Here is a 20128-nt window from a genome sequence, read left to right on the forward strand (position 1 = left end):
GCGGCAGGTCAGTAGATTGTAATTATTTGAAACGGCTATTATCCCTTCAGCGAGGCGTTCACCCACTGCTGCAACGCGCGGCGCGAGACTTTAATGCCGCCATTTTTGAGTTCGGTCGGCAACAGCAGCCAGCGGACGGGTTGCTCAAAACGCGCCACCTTATCCCTGACCCAGTCAGGTAAACAGCTGATATCCGTTCCCGGCTCGCACTCCACCACCGCCACCGGACGCTGTCCAAACTCGGCGTCGTCCAGCGGGACGATAAACACCTGGTTAATCTGCGGATGGCGGGCGATAACGCGCTCAAGGCTCTCCGGCTGGATCCCTTCTCCGCCGCTAAAAAAGAGGTTGTCCATGCGGCCGAGGATCGTCAGGCGGCCGTCATGCCATTCACCGCGATCGCGGGTGGCGAACCATCCCTGCGCGTTGGTCAGCGGAACCAATTCGCCGTCCCGCCAGTAGCCTGAGGCCATACTCTCTGCCCGGATCCAGACCTCACCGTTAACTACCTGCACCTCTCTGCCCGGCAGCGCATAGCCTACGTCCGGCTCGCCGTCCGCCGCTTTTGCGCAGACGGTAGAGGCAAACTCGGTCAGGCCGTAGCCGCAGAAGGTGCGAATTCCCTGCTCGCGCGCCTGCTGCGTCAACTCCACAGGGATGGCGGCACCGCCCAGTAGCACCGCTTTCAGTGTGACAGGCTGACTGGTATTAAGCAGACGCCAGAGCTGGGTCGGCACCAGCGAGGCGTGGGTACAGTCGCGCAAAGCCTGCGCCAGCGGCTGTTTCTCGCGCACGGTTAACCGCGCGCCGGCCTGCAGCCAGCGCCATAAAACCCCCTGGCCGGAAACGTGAAACAGCGGCAGCGAAAGCAGCCAGTCGTCGTCTTCGCCGTAGGGCATCAGCGCCAGCACTCCGCGCGCGCTGGCGAGATGGGCGTCGCAGGTATGCACCGCCGCTTTCGGCAGCCCGGTGGAGCCGGAGGTTAGCGTCATCGACGCCAGCCGCGCCGGTTGCCACGCAACGCGATATTCCCCCGCGCGCTCGCGCATGCTCAGGGCAGGAAGACCGTCGCAGGTACCGTCCAGCACCAGCGCAAAGCGCAGCGTCATCTGCGGGAGCAACACGTCCAGCAGCGGGCGAGGCAGCTGCGGATTAACGGGAAGAATACGCGCCCCGCACTGGAGCAGGGCCAGCCACGCAAGCAGAGTTTGCGGGTGGTTATGGGCCAGCAGCAGAACGCCGTCGCCCTCCTCCACGCCCTGCAGATGAAACTCTGCCGCAAGGCGGTCGACGCGGGCGCACAGCTGTTGCCAGCTGAGCACCTCGTCGTTCAGCTTCAGGGCCGGTTTATCAGCAAACTGCGCGCGCCAGTGCCGCCACGGCCAGTCGGTAAAACTCATAACAACGGCTCCAGCGCCGTGACGTCGAGGCACGGCAGCGCGCTGTCCGGCCACGTGCGGATAAGCTGGGCCTGCATCAGGTTCAGCGTGTCGAGGCCGGGGATCGTATTCGGCGTTAGCCAGGCGGCAATGCGCGCCAGCTGGGTCAGCCCAAGGCTGGACTCAATCGACGAGCTGATGACCGCCGTCAGCCCCGAGGCGTGCGCCGCCGCGACCTGCTCGCGCACCTTCGCCAGGCTGCCGGTCAGCGTCGGCTTAATCACCACCGCGCTGACGCCGGGCTCGGCGATAAATTCAAAATCGTCCTCACGCAGGCTTTCATCCCAGGCGATGGCAATCCCCGTTTCGCGGGCAAACGCGCGCGAGTCATCGCGGGTTTTGCACGGCTCTTCCAGGAAAGCAATGCGGCTGCGGTACGCCGGGTTGACGTACTTTGCAAACTGCTGCGCCTTGAGCGGCGTCCAGGCGCGGTTAGCATCCAGACGCAGATGAAGGTCGGGGATCGCCTCCAGCAGCAGGTTAGCGACCATGCCGTCGCGCACCGCTTCGTAGAGGCCGACTTTAATTTTCGCCACTTTCTCGCCCGGCATGGCGGAAAGTAGCGCGAACAGCTCGTCAGGATCGCCCGTACAGAGCGGTGCCGCGCGGTAATTCCCCGCTTCCGGCAGGCTACCGTCCAGCTCCGCCAGCGCGCAGCTGATGCCAAAAGCCGCGGAAGGTACGTCCGGCAACGCCGGATCCGCGCCCTCACGCCACGCGTCTGCCCACGCCAGCAATGCTGACTGCGCGTCATCCAGCGACTCCAGGCTAAAGCCCGGCAGCGGTGAAATCTCGCCCCAGCCTTCCCGCTCGTCCTGCTGCAGATGCACGAAGAAGCCATCACGGGTTTTTAACCGCCGTTCACGCAGCACCACGCCCGCGTCCATCGGTATCTGCCAGCGGTAAACCTGCGCGCGACGCATTACGGATTCCGTTTGTATTTGCTGAAGTCCGGCTGGCGTTTTTCGTTAAACGCGTTGCGCCCTTCCTGACCCTCTTCGGTCATGTAGAACAGCATGGTGGCGTTGCCCGCCAGCTCCTGCAGACCCGCCTGTCCGTCGCAGTCGGCGTTGAGAGCGGCCTTGAGGCAGCGCAGCGCCATCGGGCTGTTTTGCAGCATTTCGCGGCACCAGCGAACGGTCTCTTTTTCGAGATCGGCAATCGGCACCACGGTATTCACCAGGCCCATATCCAGCGCTTCCTGGGCGTTGTACTGACGGCACAGGAACCAAATTTCGCGGGCTTTTTTCTGCCCGACGATGCGCGCCATATAGGAGGCACCCCAGCCGCCGTCGAAGGAGCCCACTTTCGGGCCGGTCTGGCCGAAGATGGCGTTCTCGGCGGCAATGGTCAGATCGCACATCATGTGCAGCACGTGACCACCGCCGATGGAGTAGCCTGCCACCATCGCCACCACCGGTTTCGGACAGGTGCGGATCTGGCGCTGGAAATCGAGGACGTTCAGGTGGTGCGTGCCCGCATCGTCCTGGTATCCGCCGTAGTCGCCGCGCACTTTCTGATCGCCGCCGGAGCAGAACGCTTTATCGCCTTCGCCGGTCAGGACAATCACGCCTATGTTGTCGTCATAGCGCGCATCCGCCAGGGCCTGAATCATCTCTTTCACGGTCAACGGACGGAAGGCGTTACGCACCTGCGGACGATTGATGGTGATTTTGGCAATGCCGTCGGTGGATTTGTGGTAACGAATGTCGGTGTAGCCTTCGGAGCAGTCCTGCCATTCAACCGGGGCGTAAAGCATGTTTTCATCAGGGTAGATCATAGAGTGTCCTTTATTCGATAACGCAGTATCTGAGCCAGACTCGCGATAACCGCATCGGGGTTTTCCCGGTGGGCGTTGTGTCCAGCGTTGGGAATGGCATGGCGAACGGCGTTCACTTCCGCGGCAAGGGCCGCGAACTTCTCGTCCCGTTCGCCATAGAGATAGTCAAAAGAGAAATCGCGTGCGCTAAGCGCGGCACGCAAATCCGGCTGCACGGCCAGCGAGGTCGCCTCGAGCATCATCGCCAGCGTCGCGCCGTTGTTCTGGCTGCGCAGGGTAATCAGCGCCTCGCGCTGGGCGTCCGTGAGGGAGGCGAACACGGGCTGTTGGTACCAGTCAGCGAACACCTTCTCCAGCGGTCCGGTGCGAAAACGCGTTGCCCAGCGGCGGTCGGACGCCAGCCGCGCATTTCGCGCTTCGGCATCCTGCAGGCCCGGATGTCCACCTTCAACAATCACCCCGAGCGGCCCCTTCGGCTGCTGGCAGGCATGGAACATCGCAATGCGGCCGCCGAGGGAGTACCCGATGAGCCAGAATTTAAGTATGTTGTAACTAAGCAGAGTTTGAGTGAGCAACGTGCTCATCTCGTCAAACCCCGTCACGCCCAGATTCCGGGATCCACCGTGACCCGGCAGATCCAGATAGAGCCGGGGATAATCGTCGAGCCCTTCACCGACCCTCTGCCACTCGCGGCAATCTCCAGAAAAACCGTGCAAAAAGACCAGCCAGGGATAGCCTGTCTTACCGGCCTGCTGCACGCCCGAGAGGATCACAGCTGGCTCACCTGCGCCAGCAGGCTTTGCAGGGCCTGCGCACCGTCAGCCTCGTTCACCACCAGCTCAATCAGCGTCGCGCCCGGCTGTTTCCAGGCGCTGCTTAACGCCGCCTCCAGCTGTTCCCAGCTTTCCGGGCGATGGTATTTCAGGCTAAACATCGCCGCGGCGTGTTCGAACTGCACGTTCTGCGGCATCAGATAGAAGCGCTCGCGCTCGCTCTGCGGCGTTGGCAACAGGGAGAAAATCTGCCCGCCGTTGTTGTTGACCACAATCAGCACAAACGGGGCTGACGCCTGACGCAGCAGCGCCAGCGCGTTGAGATCGTAGAGCGCGGAGAGATCGCCCACGATCGCCAGCGTCGATTCCGCGCTGGCGCGCTGCACGCCCGCCGCCGTAGAGATCAGCCCGTCGATGCCGCTGGCGCCGCGGTTGCTGTACACCGGGTAGCCCGCGGGCAGCTTCGAGAAAGCGTCAATCAGCCGCACGACCAGGCTGTTGCCGACAAACAGCTGCCCCTGTTCAGGCAGGTACTGACGAATGCGGTGCGCCAGCCCGGCTTCGCTAAACGCTTCACAGTGCGCTTTGGTCAGTTCCCACGCCTGGCGCGAAAGGTCCGGTATAGCCACCGCCCAGGGCTTGCGTTTTTCAGCCGGATGAAGCGTCAGCCAGGCGTCGATGCTGCTGACCAGACGACGGCCGCGGTGGTGCGCCGGGTCAAGCCGTCCTTCCAGCGAATCCACCAGCCAGTACTCTTCCGGCGTGCAGGTGGCCTGCCACTGCAGTAACCGTTTGCCGGTTAAACTCGATCCAAGCTGGACCACAATCTGCGCCTGCGCAAGCTCGGTGACCGCTTTCGCGTTACCCAGCCAGAGATCGGCGCACGGCAGCGGCTGCCCGGTCTGGGAAAGTACGTCGCCAATCAGCGGCCAGCCAAGGGTTTGCGCCCATTCGGCAACCAGCTTGCCTTCGGCGGTGCTCATGCGCCCGGCAATCACCACACCGCGCTTCTGCCGCCAGAAGAACCAGTCGCGCTGTTTCGCGCTCTCAAGATGCATCTGCTCGCGCAGCCACGGTTTTTCACTCTGCCACCAGTCGCCGAGGGACTGCTGCCAGTCAAGACCCGTGTCGTCCAGCTCGCCGTACAGCGGCTCGGCAAACGGGCAGTTGATATGCAACGCCCCGCTGCGCAACGTCTCCATGGCGTGATCGACGGTGGAGACCAGCCAGCTTGCCGGAATATCCTGGGTGGGACGCGGTAACGAAATCGTCTGCGAAGGATGCGAAGAAAAGAGCCCCGGCTGGCGAATGGCCTGATTGGCACCGCAGTCGATAAGCTCAGGGGGACGATCGGCCGTCAGTAAGATCAGCTTTTCACCGGTTAACCCGGCTTCAATCAGGGCCGGATAGAGGTTCGCCACGGCGGTACCGGAGGTGACGATCACCGCCACAGGTTCTTTGCTGACTTTCGCCAGACCCAGCGCAAGATGCCCGAGGCCGCGCTCATCGAAGTGGGTATGGTGAATTAACGCCCGGTTTTCTGCGGCCGCGAGCGTCAGTGGCGTTGAGCGAGAACCCGGTGCAATACACACGTGCCTGACGCCATGGCGCGTCAGGGATTCAAGGATCACCGCCGCCCAGCGTCGGTTAAAAGAACTTACTGACATGAGATTGTCCGGTATCAAGAATGCGACACAGTATAAATAATAGAAAAAATTGGAATTTTGATATGAATCGGGATTGCGCGAATCTGTATTAATCCCTTAGGAGCAGAGAGCGCAATCCGGCGGCTTTGTTTTCGATCTCCTGCCACTCCTGCTCCGGGTCAGATCCGCTGACAATACCGGCGCCGGCGTAGAGCCGCAGGGAGTCCTCCTGAACGCGCGCGGAGCGCAGCGCCACGCAGAACTCACTCTGTTCGGGGGATAAATACCCGGCCGAACCGGCGTACCACTCGCGGTTAAAGGGTTCAACCTTCTGGATAAACTCGCGCGCGGGCTGTCGGGGTAATCCGGCAACGGCCGCGGTCGGCTGTAACATGAGCAGACACTGCTCGTCGTCGGCCTGTTTGAGCTCGGTCCAGATACAGCGGCGCAAATGCTGCACTTTACGCAGGCGTACCACCTGGGGGGGCAGTACCTCAAGCGTCTGCGTAGAGTGCTGAAGACGCTGGCAGATATCTTCCACCACCAGCATATTTTCGCGCTGGTTTTTATCATCGTTCAGCAGCCACTCGCCGAGACGCTGCGCCTGGCTATCATCGGTATGGCTGGCGACGGTTCCCGCGAGCGCTTCCGTGCGCAGCAGCTTGCCGCGCCGCCGCCAGAGACGCTCGGGGGTCGAGCCGAGAAACGCGTTGCTGGCGTCGAATACCATGCAGAAATGATAGCAATGTAAATTGAGGGCGCGGCTGGCGGCCATCAGCGCGACAGGGTTAACGCGCTGCGTGAACTGCAGATCGGTTGCCCGGGCGAGCACCACTTTTTCAAACTCACCGCGCGCGATGGTCTCCGTCGCCCTGCGGATAAGCTTCAGCCATTCGGCCTGCTGCGGCTGATGGGTTTCGTGCTCAACCTGCACGGAGAGCGGACGGATAGATCTCGCAGGACGGAGCTGCTGTAAAAAATCCTGCGCGACGCGGGCATCCTCGACAAGCGAGCGGTCGCTCCACAGCTGCAGGCGCAGCGTGGCGTTGCCGGCGGTGCGTCGCCAGAGCAGTCGCGGTAAAAAGAGGCTGCCCTGTTCGGGATTAAAGGCGTTCAGGCCGCAGATGCGGGTATCACCTGCCGCGTTTTGCGCGCGCAAAAACTGCGAGGCTAATGCCAGAGAGGAAAATTGGGTGACCGCCCCCAGCGCGGCCAGCTCTTCATCGCCGTTACGCTGCTGCCAGTAAAACTGCGGATAACACTGCTGCTCGCCCAGCCAGGCGAGGGGATCGAAAGCATCGTTTAACGGGAAAGAGACGTCGAAATGACGTATGCCGGGTGCTGCGGGTAACGCTTGCGAAAGCTGGGTACGCAGTTGCTCCAGCGCGAGGAAAATCGAATTCACGCGAACCTCTCCCTGTTAAAACGTCATATTATACGGGGTACTGGCCATAAATAGCAGTACCCACGTATAGGGAGTGGTTAAGCGGCTTAACGACGGGCTAACAGCAGCCCCAGCACCAGCCCCACGGCAGCACCCACCCCAATACCCTGCCACGGTTTTTCATGCACGTAATCATCGGCACGATACACCGCTTTTTTGGCACGGTAGTAGTAAGTATCTGAGGCATGGCTGACGCGGTTTTTCACTTCATGCAGCGCCTGCTCGGCGCGGGCTTTTAGCTCAATATATTTCTGATCGGCAGGGTCACCGGACGAACGTAACACCTCTTCCAGCGTTTCGCTCAGCAAGGCCAGGTCGTCGTCGATACGGGTATCCCAGGATTGAAATGACATATTTTTCTCCATGTTAGTACACCAGTCCGCTAACTATAGCCAACGACTCGCCATTACGCCTGCTTCGCTTCCCGCGCCATGCCGATGTGGGGAATGCCGTCTTCATCGTACACCTCGGTGACCGGCACGAAACCAAAGTGGCCGTAGAAGGACTGCAGGTGCGCCTGTGCGCCCAGGTATAACGCCTTGTTCGGCCACTGTTTCTGGCATGCCTCCAGCGTTTTCTCCATCAGCTGATAGCCCAGTTTTTCACCGCGCGCTTTGCCGCTGATGATGACGCGGCCAATGACGACAGGCTCAAAATCGTCTTCGCTTTTCAGAATCCTCGCATACGCCACCAGCTCGTTATCCCGCCAGCCGAGGATATGGCGGTTCTCGCCGACGAGATCGTCGCCGTCGATGTCCTGATACGGGCAGGTCTGTTCAACCACAAACACTTCGCAGCGCAGCTTCAGCAGGGCGTAAAGTGAATGAACGGTGAGTTCGCTATGGTGTAAATCTTGCCACTGGATCATGTCAGTCTCCTTCCTGGGGTTCATCACGTTATACTAAACCCCTCCCCGTTCGGCAAAGGGCTGATTGCGTTATGGAACTGATTTTTCTGGGTACGTCCGCGGGCGTACCAACCCGCTCACGAAATGTGACGGCGATATTGCTGGATCTTAAACACCCCACCCGCGGCGGGCTGTGGCTGTTTGACTGTGGTGAAGGGACGCAGCATCAGCTGTTACACACCGCTTATCATCCCGGCAAGCTGGATAAAATTTTTATCACCCATCTGCATGGCGACCATCTGTTTGGCCTTCCCGGCCTGCTGTGCAGCCGCTCGATGGCCGGTAACGCCAACCCGCTGACGATTTATGGGCCTGCGGGTATTCGTGAATTTGTTGAAACCACGCTGCGCCTGAGCGGGTCATGGACCGATTATCCGCTGGAGGTCGTTGAGATTGCCGAAGGGCTGGTATTCGATGACGAGGATTATCGGGTTACTGCTCAACCGCTCAATCATCCTGTGGAGTGCTATGGCTACCGTATTGATGCGCATGATAAACCCGGCGCGCTGGATGCCGCCGCGCTGATGGCCGACGGCGTAAAACCCGGGCCGCTGTTCCAGCGTCTTAAGCACGGAGAGACCGTCACGCTGGAGGACGGACGCGTCATTAACGGCCAGGATTATCTCGCCGCACCGCAGCCCGGCAAAAAGCTGGCGATTTTTGGCGATACGGCCCCATGCCCGGCAGCGCTCACGCTGGCTCAGGGCGTGGACGTGATGGTGCATGAAGCGACGCTTGAAACGGCGATGGAAGAGAAGGCCAACGGCCGGGGCCATAGCTCCACGCGACAGGCGGCACAGCTTGCCCGTGACGCGGGCGTCGGGCGGCTCATCGTCACTCATGTCAGCTCGCGCTACGACGCGCGGGGCTGCGAAAAGCTGCTGGCAGAGTGCCGCGCGCTGTTCCCGGAATGTGAGCTGGCCGAAGATTTCGCTCAGGTTAGCGTTTAGTCCTTCATTTTTCCCTGAGGATGCCGATAACGATTAAAAGGTCAGCATTTCTCTCGAGGGTAGAATGGATAATTTCCAGAAAGATATTGATGACAGGGCGAATCTGACCCTGTCGAACCGTTTTGAACTGTTGCTGTTCCGTCTTGGCACCTCTCTGAACGAAAATAAATCTGAGCTGTTTGGCATTAACGTCTTTAAGCTGCGTGAAATTGTGCCGATGCCGGAGTTCACGAAACCCGCCGGGATGAAATCGCCGCTGATGGGAATGGTGAATATTCGCGATCAGGTGATCCCGGTGATTGACCTGGCCGCCGTGGCGGGCTGTAAGCCCACCACCGGGCTGAACATCCTGCTGATCACCGAATATGCGCGCAGCGTGCAGGCGTTTGCCGTGGAATCGGTTGAGAACATCATGCGTCTGGACTGGAAGCAGGTGCATGCGGCGGAAACCGCCGTCAGCGGTCGCTACATCACCAGCATTGCGTGTCTTGACGAGAAGACCGATACCAACGATCTGGCGATGGTGCTGGACGTTGAGCAGATCCTGTATGACATCACCCCGGCCAATCACGATCTGCACGCCACGAATCTAAAGACCACCAAATTCCATATCAAGCCAGGCGCTGTCGCTATCGTTGCAGAAGATTCCAAGGTGGCGCGCTCGATGCTGGAGAAAGGTCTGCAGGCGATGGAGATCCCCGCGCAGCTGCATATCACCGGCAAAGACGCGTGGGAGAAAATTGGCGTGCTGGCCGCACAGGCGCAGGCTGAAGGAGTTCCCATCACCGATAAGATCGCTCTGGTGCTGACCGACCTCGAAATGCCTGAGATGGACGGTTTTACGCTCACGCGCAAAATCAAAACCGACCCGGTATTGAAGGACATTCCGGTAGTGATCCACTCTTCCCTTTCCGGCAACGCCAACGAAGACCATATTCGCAAGGTGAAGGCCGACGGGTACGTCGCGAAGTTTGAGCTGAACGAGCTGTCGTCGGTGATTGAGGAAGTGCTGGACCGCTCGATGAAGAAGATTGACGGGCCGTTGATTAGCCGCAAGCAGCTGGCTTAAGCATGGTGCGGGCTGGTGCCCTCACCCCGGCCCTCTCCCACTGGGAGAGGGAGAAAACCATAAAAAAACCCGCCGAGGCGGGTTTTTTGTTTTTACATCAGCGGCATCGCTCGCTGCACGATATCAATCAGCGGCTGCGGATAGATACCGAAGATCAGCACCAGCAGTGCGGAGATAAGCACGACGATACCACCGGCGCTGTACTGCCAGTTGGTTGGGGCATCACGGTTGAGCTGCTGAGGCGCGCTCAGGTACAGGCTCACGGCCACGCGCAGGTAGTAGTAGAGACCAATCGCGGAGCCGATAACCACGCCCGCGGTCAGCCACCACAGGTGCGCCTGCACACCGACGGCCAGCACGTAGAACTTACCGATGAAGCCAAGCGTCATCGGGATACCTGCCAGAGAGAGCATCATCACGGTCATTACCGCGGACAGGATCGGACGGTGCCAGAACAGACCACGGTAGGAGAACAGTGAATCGGCATCCGGGCCACGGTACGGGCTGGACATCAGGCTCACCACGCCGAAGGCGCCGAGACTGCTGAACAGGTAACCGGCCAGATACACGCCCACGGTTTCCATCGACATCTCGCCGCTCTGCAGCGCAATCAGCGCCACCATCAGGTAGCCCAGATGAGAGATAGACGAGTAGCCCAGTAGACGCTTGATATTGGTCTGGCTCAGCGCCATCAGGTTACCGAAGATGATGGAGACGAACGCGATAATGCCCAGCACCACGCGAACCGCTTCGCTGTCACCCACAGGCGCGTACAGGAACAGACGCATGACCACACCGAAGATAGCGATCTTGCTCGCCGTCGCCAGGAAGGTCGACACCGGAGCCGGGGCGCCCTGGTATACGTCTGGCGTCCACAGGTGGAACGGCACCAGAGAGAGTTTGAAGCCGAGGCCAACAATCATCATGCCCAGACCTGCCAGCAGCAGCGGCTCATGCAGCATGCCGTCGCCGAGGCTCTTGCCGAGCGCCATAAAGGAGAGGTTACCGGACTGTGCGTACAGTAGCGCAATACCAAACAGCAGGAACGAGGACGCAGCAGCAGACAGAATGGTGTACTTGATGCTTGCTTCCAGGGACCGCTTCTGACGGAAGGCGTAACCAATCAGGCCGAACAGCGGCAGAGAGATCAGCTCAATACCGAGGAACAGCGCGGCCAGGTGGTTCGCATTCGCCAGCAGAATGCCGCCCAGCGCGGCAATCAGAACCAGCAGGTAAAACTCTTCTTTGTTGTCGTTGTAGCCTTCGAGCCACGGGTACGCAAAGGTACAGGTTGCCAGGCTCGCCAGCAGCACCAGACCGGTATACAGCATGGCGTAACCGTCAACGCGCATCAGCGGGGTGACGTCCATCGCCCCACCCTGGCCAACAAACCAGAGAGAGACTAACGCGGCGTTCAGGCCGATGACCGACAGCGTGGCATTCAGGAAGTGATTGCGTCGCCACGCAATGGAGAGCATCACAACCACCACCGTCAATCCGACGATCAGCAGCGGTAGCAGCGCGATCAGTTGTTGTGGAGTTATTGTCATGGCGAATTACGGCCTTGTAGTAGAAGCAGAATTAACAAACCACTGCTGGATGTTGCCCATCGCGCTATGCGAGGTATCCAGAATCGGCTGCGGGAAGAAGCCCAGCAGCACCAGCAGTACGACCAGCAGCAGGATGATGAACAGCTCACGCAGCGACATCCCCGGCAGTTCTTGTGCAGCAATTTCGCTCTTCGCTTTACCGAAGTAGGCGCGGTGCAGCATCGCCAGCGAGTACACGGAAGCGAACACCAAACCAAAGGTGGAGATCACGGTAATCACCGGTACCACTTTGAAGCTGCCGAACAGAATCATAAATTCGCCGACGAAGTTACCGGTACCCGGCATCCCCAGGGTAGCCACCGCGAAGAACATGGACAGCGCTGGCAGCCATTTAATTTTGCTCCACAGGCCGCCCATCATGCGCATGTCGCGGGTATGCAGACGCTCATACAGCTGACCGCACAGGATGAAGAGGCCGGCTGCGGACAGACCGTGCGCAATCATCTGGATCACCGCGCCCTGGTACGCCAGCTGGCTGCCGGTGTAGATAGCAATCAGCACGAAGCCCATGTGGGAAACGGAGGTGTAGGCAATCAGACGCTTGATGTCGTACTGCGTGAAGGCCATCCAGGCACCGTAGAAGATACCGATCACACCCAGCCACATGGCAATCGGTGCGAACTCTGCGGAGGCATTCGGGAACAGCGGCAGTGCGAAACGCAGCAGACCATAGGCGGCCGTTTTCAGCAAGATGCCCGCCAGGTCAACGGAACCCGCCGTTGGTGCCTGAGAGTGCGCGTCTGGCAGCCAGCCGTGCAGCGGAACGACCGGCATTTTCACCGCGAACGCGATGAAGAAGCCCAGCATCAGCAGGTATTCAACGCCGTGGGACATTGGCGTCTTCAGCAGATCTTCGTAGTTGAAGGTCCAGGTACCGGTCGCGTTGTGGTGAACAAACACCAGCGCCAGAATAGCAATCAGCATCACCAGACCACTCGCCTGGGTATAGATGAAGAACTTGGTTGCCGCCGTGATACGCGTTTTACCGTCGGACGCCTTGTGGCCCCACAGCGCGATCAGGAAGTACATCGGCACCAGCATCATCTCCCAGAAGAAGAAGAACAGGAACATGTCGATGGCAAGGAACACGCCGATCACGCCGCCCAGGATCCACATCAGGTTCAGGTGGAAGAAGCCCTGGTATTTTTCGATTTCTCGCCAGGAGCAAAGTACCGCCAGAACGCCGAGCAGACCGGTCAGCACCACCATCAGCAGCGACAGACCGTCAATCGCCAGGTGGATCGTAATGCCGAAACGCGGGATCCACGGCAGGATGAACTCAGACTGCCACTGCGGAATGCCCGCAGACTGGGTCAGTGAGTAACCGCCCTGCAACCACAGTTGCAGGCCAAGCGCGAGCGTCAATCCCATGGTGATCAGCGCGATCCAGCGCGGCATCTTCACGCCAAAGCGTTCAGTCTGCCAGCACAGGAAGCCGCCGATGAAGGGAATTAATATTAGCCAGGGTAGTAACATGGCGATTTACATTCCTTTTTAAGGCCCCCAGCAGGGGCCTGATTTTCAACGAATTCGAATAAAATTCACTTAACGATCAACGCAACACCATCAGCAGCGCCAGCACGACAACCGCACCGATGCTCATGGACGCCACATACCAGCGCAGGTAACCGTTCTCGCTGTACAGCAGGCCTTTACCTGCAAAGCGGGAAAGGATCGCCGGGATATTCATCAGGCTGTTCAGTGGGTCGCGCTTCAGCAGCCACGCAATGCCCAGGAACGGCTTAACGAAGATCATGTCGTACAGCCAGTCGAAGCCCCACGCGTTGTACCACCAGGTGCCCAGCAGACGGCCCGGCGCACTGTTGGCAACGGCAGTCACCAGCGTACGTTTGCCCAGCCACAGCCATGCAGCGATCAGGATGCCCGCGATAGCGACCACACCGGAGGTGATTTCAAGCGTCAGAACGCGACCGTGCTCAAGCTCGGTGGTGTCTGGCAGTACGCCCTGCAGCGGTGGCACAATCATCGCGCCAACGAAGGTGGACAGTACCAGCAGCACAATCAGCGGCAGGTGGTGGGTAATCCCCTTCCCTGCGTGAGCGTGAATTTGTTCTTTACCGTGGAATACGATGAAAATCATACGGAAGGTATACAGGGAGGTCATGAACGCACCGACCAGACCCGCAACCATCAGATTGATATGACCATTCGCCATGGCACCCGCAAGGATTTCGTCCTTACTGAAGAAGCCCGCGGTGATCAGCGGCAGTGCCGCCAGCGCCGCGCCGCCTACCAGGAAGCAGACATAAACCAGTGGAATAGACTTACGCAGTCCGCCCATCTTGAAGATGTTCTGCTCGTGGTGGCAGGCCAGGATCACGGAACCAGATGACAGGAACAGCAGCGCTTTAAAGAACGCGTGCGTCATCAGGTGGAAAATGGCTGCGTCCCACGCCTGAACACCCAGCGCCAGGAACATGTAACCGATCTGGCTCATGGTGGAATACGCGAGAACGCGTTTGATGTCGGTCTGCACCAGCGCGGCAAAGCCTGCCAGCACCAGCGTGACCGCACCGACGATACCCACCAGATGCAGAATTTCCGGGGTCATCAGGAACAGGCCATGGGTACGCGCAATCAGGTAGACACCGGCGGTTACCATGGTCGCGGCGTGGATCAGCGCGGAGACAGGGGTTGGACCCGCCATCGCGTCGGCCAGCCATGTCTGCAACGGCAGCTGCGCGGATTTACCCACGGCGCCACCCAGCAGCATCAGCGTTGCCCACCACAGCATGTTGTTGCCTGCAGCGAAGTGCGCCGGCGCCAGTTCCACCATTTCGCGGAAGTTCAGCGTGCCCAGTTCGTTGTAAAGAATGAACAGCGCGAAAGCGAGGAAGACGTCACCCACGCGGGTCACGACGAACGCTTTCATGGCCGCTGCGCCATTCTTCGGATCGGTGTAGTAGAAACCGATCAGCAGGTAAGAACACAGACCTACGCCTTCCCAGCCCAGATACATCAGCAGCAGGTTATCGGCCAGCACCAGAACCACCATGCTGGCGATAAACAGGTTGGTGTAGGCGAAGAAGCGGGAGTAACCCTCTTCACCGCGCATATACCAGGAGGCGAACATGTGGATCAGGAAGCCAACGCCGGTGACCACGGAAAGCATGGTCAGCGAGAGGCCATCCAGCACCAGGTTGAAGCCGATGTTGAAATCACCGACCGACATCCAAGTCCACAGCGGCACGCTGAAAGGCTGACGCCCGTTGTTAAAGAAATCGATACCCGCATACGCCGTCACCAGCGCAGCCAGACCGACGGAGCCAATGCCCACGGTCGCAGACAGATTCTCAGACCAGCGGCCGCGAGAAAACGCCAGCAGCACGAAGCCAATCAGCGGAAAAATAATGGTTAAGGCAAGCATGTTCATCCACGCAACTCACTTACTGAATCGATGTTCAGGTTCTGGCGGCGACGATGGAGCTGCAGCAACAGCGCCAGGCCAATACTCGCTTCGGCAGCCGCAAGGCTGATGGCGAGAATGTACATCACCTGACCATCGGTCTGGCCCCAGTAGCTTCCGGCGACCACGAAGGCCAGCGCGGAGGCGTTAATCATGATTTCCAGACCGATCAGCATAAACAGCAGATTGCGGCGGATAACCAGACCGGTCAAACCCAGAACGAATAAAATCGCAGCGAGGATCAGTCCATGTGTTAAGGGGATCATGCGCGCTCCTCCGTTTTTCTTTTCGCGCGGTCGTCAGTGCGGTTGCTCAGCACCTCACCAGCACGCTCTTCGCGGCCAACGTGGAAAGCAACAACCAGACCTGCCAGCAGCAGCATTGAGGCCAGTTCAACCGCCAGAACGTATGGGCCAAAGAGCGTGATACCGACCTCTTTAGCGCCAATCGGCGTGCCGTCGATGCCCTGATCGTTGACGCCCAGAATGGCGTAAACAATCACCGCCAGCATGATGGCCGACAAAATTGCCGGACCAATCCACACCTGCGGTTTTAACCACTGACGTTCCTGCTCTATTTCAGAGCCGCCCAGGTTCAGCATCATCACCACGAACACGAACAGCACCATGATGGCCCCGGCGTAGACGATGATTTCCAGCGCACCGGCGAAGTGCGCGCCCAGTGCGAAGAACACCCCGGAAATGGCCAGCAGGGAGATGATTAAGTACAGCAGCGCATGCACCGGATTGGTGTGCGTAATCACTCGCAGCGTAGCCAGGATGGCGATAAGGCCACAGATATAAAAAGCGAATTCCATTGCCCTCTCCTTACGGTAACAGGCTCTTGACGTCGATAGGCTTAGCTTCGTTCTCTGCTTCGCCCTTATCTTTGCCGTCGATTGCCATACCCGCCATCCGGTAGAAGTTATATTCCGGGTATTTGCCCGGACCGGAAATCAGCAGATCCTCTTTCTCGTACACCAGGTCCTGACGCTTGTACTCACCCAGCTCGAAGTCTGGAGTCAGCTGAATCGCCGTGGTTGGGCACGCTTCTTCACACAGACCGCAGAAGATGCAGCGTGAGAAGTTGATGCGGAAGAACTCAGGGTACCAGCGGCCGTCTACCGTCTCTGCTTTCTGCAGAGAGATACAGCCTACCGGACACGCTACCGCACACAGGTTACAGGCAACGCAGCGCTCGGAACCGTCCGGGTCGCGCGTCAGCACGATACGGCCACGGTAGCGCGGCGGCAGATATACCGGCTCTTCCGGGTACATCCGGGTTTCGCGTTTGGCAAACGCGTGCAGGCCGATCATCCAGATACTGCGTACCTGGGTACCGAAGCCTACCAGTAATTCTTTTAAGGTCATGGTCTATAGCCCCTTATGGCTGCTGCCAGAGAATGACAGCGGCCGTTACCAACAAGTTGACGAGCGTCAGCGGCAGGCACACTTTCCAGCCGAAGGACATTACCTGGTCGTAACGCGGACGCGGTAACGCTGCGCGAATCAAAATGAACATCATCATGAAGAACGCGGTTTTCAGCGCGAACCAGATGAACGGCGGTAAGAACGGGCCATGCCAGCCACCGAAGAACAGCGTTACCATCAACGCGGAAATGGTGACGATACCGATGTACTCGCCCACGAAGAACAGACCGAATTTCATACCGGAATATTCGATGTGGTAACCGTCGGCCAGTTCCTGTTCGGCTTCTGGCTGGTCAAACGGGTGACGGTGACACACCGCCACGCCCGCGATAGCAAAGGTAATAAACCCAAAGAACTGCGGGATAACGTTCCAGATGTCGGCCTGGTTATTGACGATGTCGGTCATGTTGAATGAACCGGCCTGCGCCACCACGCCCATCAGGGAGAGACCCAGGAACACTTCGTAACTCAGGGTCTGCGCGGAAGCACGCATCGCACCCAGCAGCGAGTATTTGTTGTTACTGGACCAGCCTGCGAACAGCACCGCGTAAACCGCGAGGCCTGCCATCATCAGGAAGAACAGAATGCCGATGTTCAGGTCAGCAACCACCCAGGTCGGGCTGACCGGAACGATAGCAAACGCCAGCAGCAGCGAGGTGAAGGCGATCATCGGTGCCAGAGTAAAGATCACGCGGTCAGAGAAGCGCGGGATCCAGTCCTCTTTAAAGAACATCTTGATCATGTCCGCGACCAGCTGGAGTGAACCACCCCAGCCCACGCGGTTCGGTCCGTAACGGTTCTGGAACAGACCGAGCAGACGACGTTCACCAAAGCTCATGAACGCCCCGCAGGTGACCACCACCAGCAGAATAACAATCGCTTTCAGAATGCTCAGCAGGATGTCGATAAGATCCGGCGTTAACCAACTCATGCTTTTGCCTCCTGCAGATTATCAAGACGCGCACCCGCCAGAACCGGCGCGATGCCAGGCATACCCATCGGCAGACCCACCTGCCCTGCTGTCAGACCTTCGGAGATAATCAGCGGCAGGCTGATTGTCTGGCCGTCATAGCTAAAGGCAATGTTTGCGCCCGCGTTAACGCCAAGCTTCGCGGCATCCGCCGGGTTGAGCTTGATGTACGGCTGCGGCATACGAGTCTGGAAGACAGGTGAACGCTGGGACAGCTCGTCGCTACCGAACAGATGGTAGTACGGCGCGATACGCCAGCTACCGTCCTGCGCCTGGAAGCTCGCCGGCACGGTGGTGAAGAAGTCCAGACCGGTTTCGGAAGCTTCAATCAGACGCACGCCCGGATCGCCGTGGCGCAGGGAGCCACCCACTTCAGCCTGGAACTTGTTCCATGCCTGCGGGGAGTTCCAGCCTGGCGCCCATGCGAACGGGATTTGCGAACGCGGCGCAGACGGCTGGTTGTTCCCTTCCATGGAGAAGGCGAACATGGTGTCTTTATCCTGCGGCTGGCGCGGTTCGTGCACGCTGATGTTGGCGCGCATCGCGGTACGGCCGCTGTAGCGGTGCGGTTCACGCGCCAGTTTCTGGCCGCGAATGCGGAAGCTTGCTTCAGGTGCGGCATCTTTAATGCCTGCCAGCTGAGGCAGTTTTTCCACTACCGCGTCGATAACGTGGTCGAGCTGCGTCCAGTCCACTTCACGGCTCTGCACGGTGCTGTGCAGGGAGTGCAGCCAGCGCCAGCTTTCCAGCATCACGGTGTTGCTGTCGTAGTACGCCGGGTCGTAAACCTGGAAGAAACGCTGTGCGCGACCTTCGTTGTTGATAACGGTACCGTCGCTTTCTGCGAAGCTTGCCGCAGAGAGCACCAGGTGCGCTTTGTCCATGATCGCGGTTCGCTGATGGTCAATGACCATCACCAGCGGCGCTTTGGAGAGCGCGGCGTCAACGCGAGCGGCAGAGGCGTGGCGATGCAGGTCGTTTTCGAGCACCACAACGGCGTCAGCGGCACCGGATTCCAGTTCGCTTAACGCTTCTTCCAGCGAGCCGCCGCCGATCATGCCCAGACCAATGCTGTTCACCGCACGGGCAATCATGGTCACACCGACGTCCGCACCGCGGCCTTTCAGGGCTTTGGCAACGTTGGCTGCCGCCTGAATGATCTCGGCGCTACCGGCGTTGGTACCGGAAATAATCAGCGGTTTTTTCGCACCCGCCAGGGCCTGAACAATCACGTCGACCTTGTTCTGCAGGTCGCGATCCAGCTCAACGGCCGGCGAGCTGCTATCCAGCGCGTGGGCAATCGCAAAGCCAAGACGAGCCTGATCTTCAACCGGCGCGCAGTAGGTCCACGCAGCGATATCGTCCAGACGGGTGTTATCGACGTTGGTCACAAACAGAGGATGCTTCGCGCGCTGGCCGATGTTCAGGATCGCCGCAATCTGCCAGTCAGCCACTTTCTGCGCCGCTGCCATTTCACGTGCTTTACCCTTCACCGCCTGACGAACCGCCAGAGCCGCGCGTGCGCCCGTCTGCGTCAGGTCTTCACCCAGCACCAGGACCGCATCATAAGATTCGATTTCGCGCAGCGCAGGGGTATGAATACCGCCTTCACGCAGCACTTTCAGTACCAGCTGCAGACGTTCCTGCTCGCCCTGAGCGATACCGGTATAGAAGTTTTCCGCTCCAACCAGCTCGCGCAGCGCGAAGTTGCTTTCGATGCTGGCGCGCGGGGAGCCGATACCGATCACTTTCTTCGACTGACGCAGAATATCTGCCGCGCCCTGCATCGCCTGCTCAGCGTTCAGGGTAATGAAGTCGTCGCCACGGCGCTGAACCGGCTGACGCGGACGGTCTTTCAGGTTCACATAGCCATAGCCGAAACGACCGCGGTCGCAGAGGAAGTAGTGGTTAACGGTGCCGTTGTAACGGTTTTCGATACGACGCAGCTCGCCGTAACGCTCACCCGGGCTGGTGTTACAACCGAGGGAACACTGCTGGCAGATGCTTGGCGCAAACTGCATGTCCCATTTACGGTTGTAACGCTCGGAGTGAGTTTTATCGGTGAATACGCCGGTCGGGCAGATTTCTACCAGGTTACCAGAGAATTCGCTTTCCAGCGTACCGTCTTCCGGACGACCGAAGTAGACGTTATCGTGCGCGCCATATACGCCCAGATCCTGACCGTCTGCGTAGTCTTTGTAGTAACGCACGCAGCGGTAGCAGGCGATGCAGCGGTTCATTTCGTGAGAGATGAACGGCCCCAGGTCCTGGTTACGGTGGGTACGCTTGGTAAAGCGATAGCGACGGAAGCTGTGGCCGGTCATCACGGTCATATCCTGAAGGTGGCAGTTACCGCCCTCTTCACAGACCGGACAGTCGTGCGGGTGGTTGGTCATCAACCATTCCACAACGCTTTCGCGGAACTGTTTGGCTTCTTCGTCATCAATCGAAATAAAAGTGCCTTCGGTGGCTGGCGTCATACAGGACATCACCAGGCGACCACGCGTGTCTTCCGCGTTTTGATATTGCTTCACCGCACACTGGCGGCAAGCACCGACGCTGCCCAGCGCCGGATGCCAGCAAAAGTACGGAATATCGAGGCCAAGAGACAGACAAGCTTCCAGCAGGTTGTCCGCCCCGTTGACTTCGTATTCTTTGCCGTCTACATGAATCGTAGCCATTA

Annotated in this window: 18 protein-coding genes; 2 read left to right on the top strand and 16 right to left on the bottom strand. The window is 59.2% G+C overall.

The window, feature by feature from the left end; translation table 11 throughout:
- Nucleotides 1-38: 38 nt before the first annotated feature.
- The 8 genes from menE to ADJ24_RS02060 form a co-directional block, all read right to left on the bottom strand.
- Nucleotides 39-1400, bottom strand: coding sequence for an o-succinylbenzoate--CoA ligase (gene menE / locus ADJ24_RS02025; protein ID WP_023312522.1), 1362 nt, complete (start codon nucleotides 1398-1400; stop codon nucleotides 39-41).
- Entirely contained in the window at nucleotides 1397-2362 is a 966-nt protein-coding gene (menC, locus tag ADJ24_RS02030; protein ID WP_023312523.1) for an o-succinylbenzoate synthase, read from the bottom strand. Before menC ends, menE begins: the two co-directional genes overlap by 4 nt.
- Entirely contained in the window at nucleotides 2362-3219 is an 858-nt protein-coding gene (menB, locus tag ADJ24_RS02035; protein WP_023312524.1) for a 1,4-dihydroxy-2-naphthoyl-CoA synthase, read from the bottom strand. Before menB ends, menC begins: the two co-directional genes overlap by 1 nt.
- Nucleotides 3216-3992, bottom strand: a complete 777-nt coding sequence (gene menH, locus ADJ24_RS02040) for a 2-succinyl-6-hydroxy-2,4-cyclohexadiene-1-carboxylate synthase (RefSeq protein ID WP_023312525.1) — start codon at nucleotides 3990-3992, stop codon at nucleotides 3216-3218. Before menH ends, menB begins: the two co-directional genes overlap by 4 nt.
- Complete coding sequence (menD, locus tag ADJ24_RS02045; protein ID WP_023312526.1) at nucleotides 3989-5659, bottom strand: 2-succinyl-5-enolpyruvyl-6-hydroxy-3-cyclohexene-1-carboxylic-acid synthase; 1671 nt, start codon at nucleotides 5657-5659, stop codon at nucleotides 3989-3991. The genes menH and menD overlap by 4 nt, the downstream gene beginning before the upstream one ends.
- An 88-nt stretch (nucleotides 5660-5747) precedes the next feature.
- Nucleotides 5748-7043 (bottom strand): isochorismate synthase MenF, encoded by a 1296-nt coding sequence (gene menF, locus ADJ24_RS02050; protein WP_023312527.1) that lies wholly within the window; start codon nucleotides 7041-7043, stop codon nucleotides 5748-5750.
- An 86-nt stretch (nucleotides 7044-7129) separates the two neighbouring features.
- Nucleotides 7130-7435, bottom strand: a complete 306-nt coding sequence (gene elaB / locus ADJ24_RS02055) for a stress response protein ElaB (protein WP_008500219.1) — start codon at nucleotides 7433-7435, stop codon at nucleotides 7130-7132.
- A gap of 53 nt (nucleotides 7436-7488) precedes the next feature.
- On the bottom strand, nucleotides 7489-7950 hold the full coding sequence (locus tag ADJ24_RS02060; RefSeq protein WP_023312528.1) for a GNAT family N-acetyltransferase: 462 nt from the start codon (nucleotides 7948-7950) through the stop codon (nucleotides 7489-7491).
- A gap of 71 nt (nucleotides 7951-8021) precedes the next feature.
- On the opposite strand from ADJ24_RS02060, the gene rbn reads away from it, so the two are divergent.
- Both rbn and ADJ24_RS02070 read left to right on the top strand, forming a co-directional pair.
- Entirely contained in the window at nucleotides 8022-8939 is a 918-nt protein-coding gene (gene rbn / locus ADJ24_RS02065) for a ribonuclease BN (RefSeq protein ID WP_023312529.1), read from the top strand.
- Nucleotides 8940-9003: 64 nt separating this feature from the next.
- On the top strand, nucleotides 9004-10008 hold the full coding sequence (locus ADJ24_RS02070) for a chemotaxis protein (protein ID WP_023312530.1): 1005 nt from the start codon (nucleotides 9004-9006) through the stop codon (nucleotides 10006-10008).
- A 92-nt stretch (nucleotides 10009-10100) separates the two neighbouring features.
- Here ADJ24_RS02070 and nuoN read toward each other — a convergent pair whose 3' ends face one another.
- The 8 genes from nuoN to nuoG all read right to left on the bottom strand — a co-directional run bounded on the left by nuoN (nucleotide 10101) and on the right by nuoG (nucleotide 20126).
- Nucleotides 10101-11558, bottom strand: coding sequence for an NADH-quinone oxidoreductase subunit NuoN (nuoN, locus tag ADJ24_RS02075; protein ID WP_023312531.1), 1458 nt, complete (start codon nucleotides 11556-11558; stop codon nucleotides 10101-10103).
- A gap of 6 nt (nucleotides 11559-11564) precedes the next feature.
- Nucleotides 11565-13094: an NADH-quinone oxidoreductase subunit M gene (gene nuoM / locus ADJ24_RS02080; protein WP_023312532.1), complete on the bottom strand. Its 1530-nt coding sequence runs from the start codon at nucleotides 13092-13094 to the stop codon at nucleotides 11565-11567.
- Between the two features lie 76 nt (nucleotides 13095-13170).
- A complete protein-coding gene (gene nuoL / locus ADJ24_RS02085; RefSeq protein WP_023312533.1) occupies nucleotides 13171-15012 on the bottom strand; it encodes an NADH-quinone oxidoreductase subunit L in 1842 nt (613 codons plus the stop codon).
- Complete coding sequence (nuoK, locus tag ADJ24_RS02090) at nucleotides 15009-15311, bottom strand: NADH-quinone oxidoreductase subunit NuoK (RefSeq protein WP_003861496.1); 303 nt, start codon at nucleotides 15309-15311, stop codon at nucleotides 15009-15011. The genes nuoL and nuoK overlap by 4 nt, the downstream gene beginning before the upstream one ends.
- A complete protein-coding gene (gene nuoJ, locus ADJ24_RS02095; protein WP_023312534.1) occupies nucleotides 15308-15862 on the bottom strand; it encodes an NADH-quinone oxidoreductase subunit J in 555 nt (184 codons plus the stop codon). Before nuoJ ends, nuoK begins: the two co-directional genes overlap by 4 nt.
- Before the next feature lie 10 nt (nucleotides 15863-15872).
- On the bottom strand, nucleotides 15873-16415 hold the full coding sequence (nuoI, locus tag ADJ24_RS02100) for an NADH-quinone oxidoreductase subunit NuoI (protein WP_003861491.1): 543 nt from the start codon (nucleotides 16413-16415) through the stop codon (nucleotides 15873-15875).
- A gap of 13 nt (nucleotides 16416-16428) precedes the next feature.
- Nucleotides 16429-17406, bottom strand: coding sequence for an NADH-quinone oxidoreductase subunit NuoH (gene nuoH / locus ADJ24_RS02105; RefSeq protein ID WP_008500211.1), 978 nt, complete (start codon nucleotides 17404-17406; stop codon nucleotides 16429-16431).
- Nucleotides 17403-20126, bottom strand: a complete 2724-nt coding sequence (gene nuoG, locus ADJ24_RS02110) for an NADH-quinone oxidoreductase subunit NuoG (RefSeq protein ID WP_023312535.1) — start codon at nucleotides 20124-20126, stop codon at nucleotides 17403-17405. Before nuoG ends, nuoH begins: the two co-directional genes overlap by 4 nt.
- Nucleotides 20127-20128 lie beyond the last annotated feature (2 nt).

Source organism: Enterobacter sp. 940_PEND, from assembly GCF_001059415.1.
GTDB lineage: Bacteria > Pseudomonadota > Gammaproteobacteria > Enterobacterales > Enterobacteriaceae > Enterobacter > Enterobacter cloacae_M.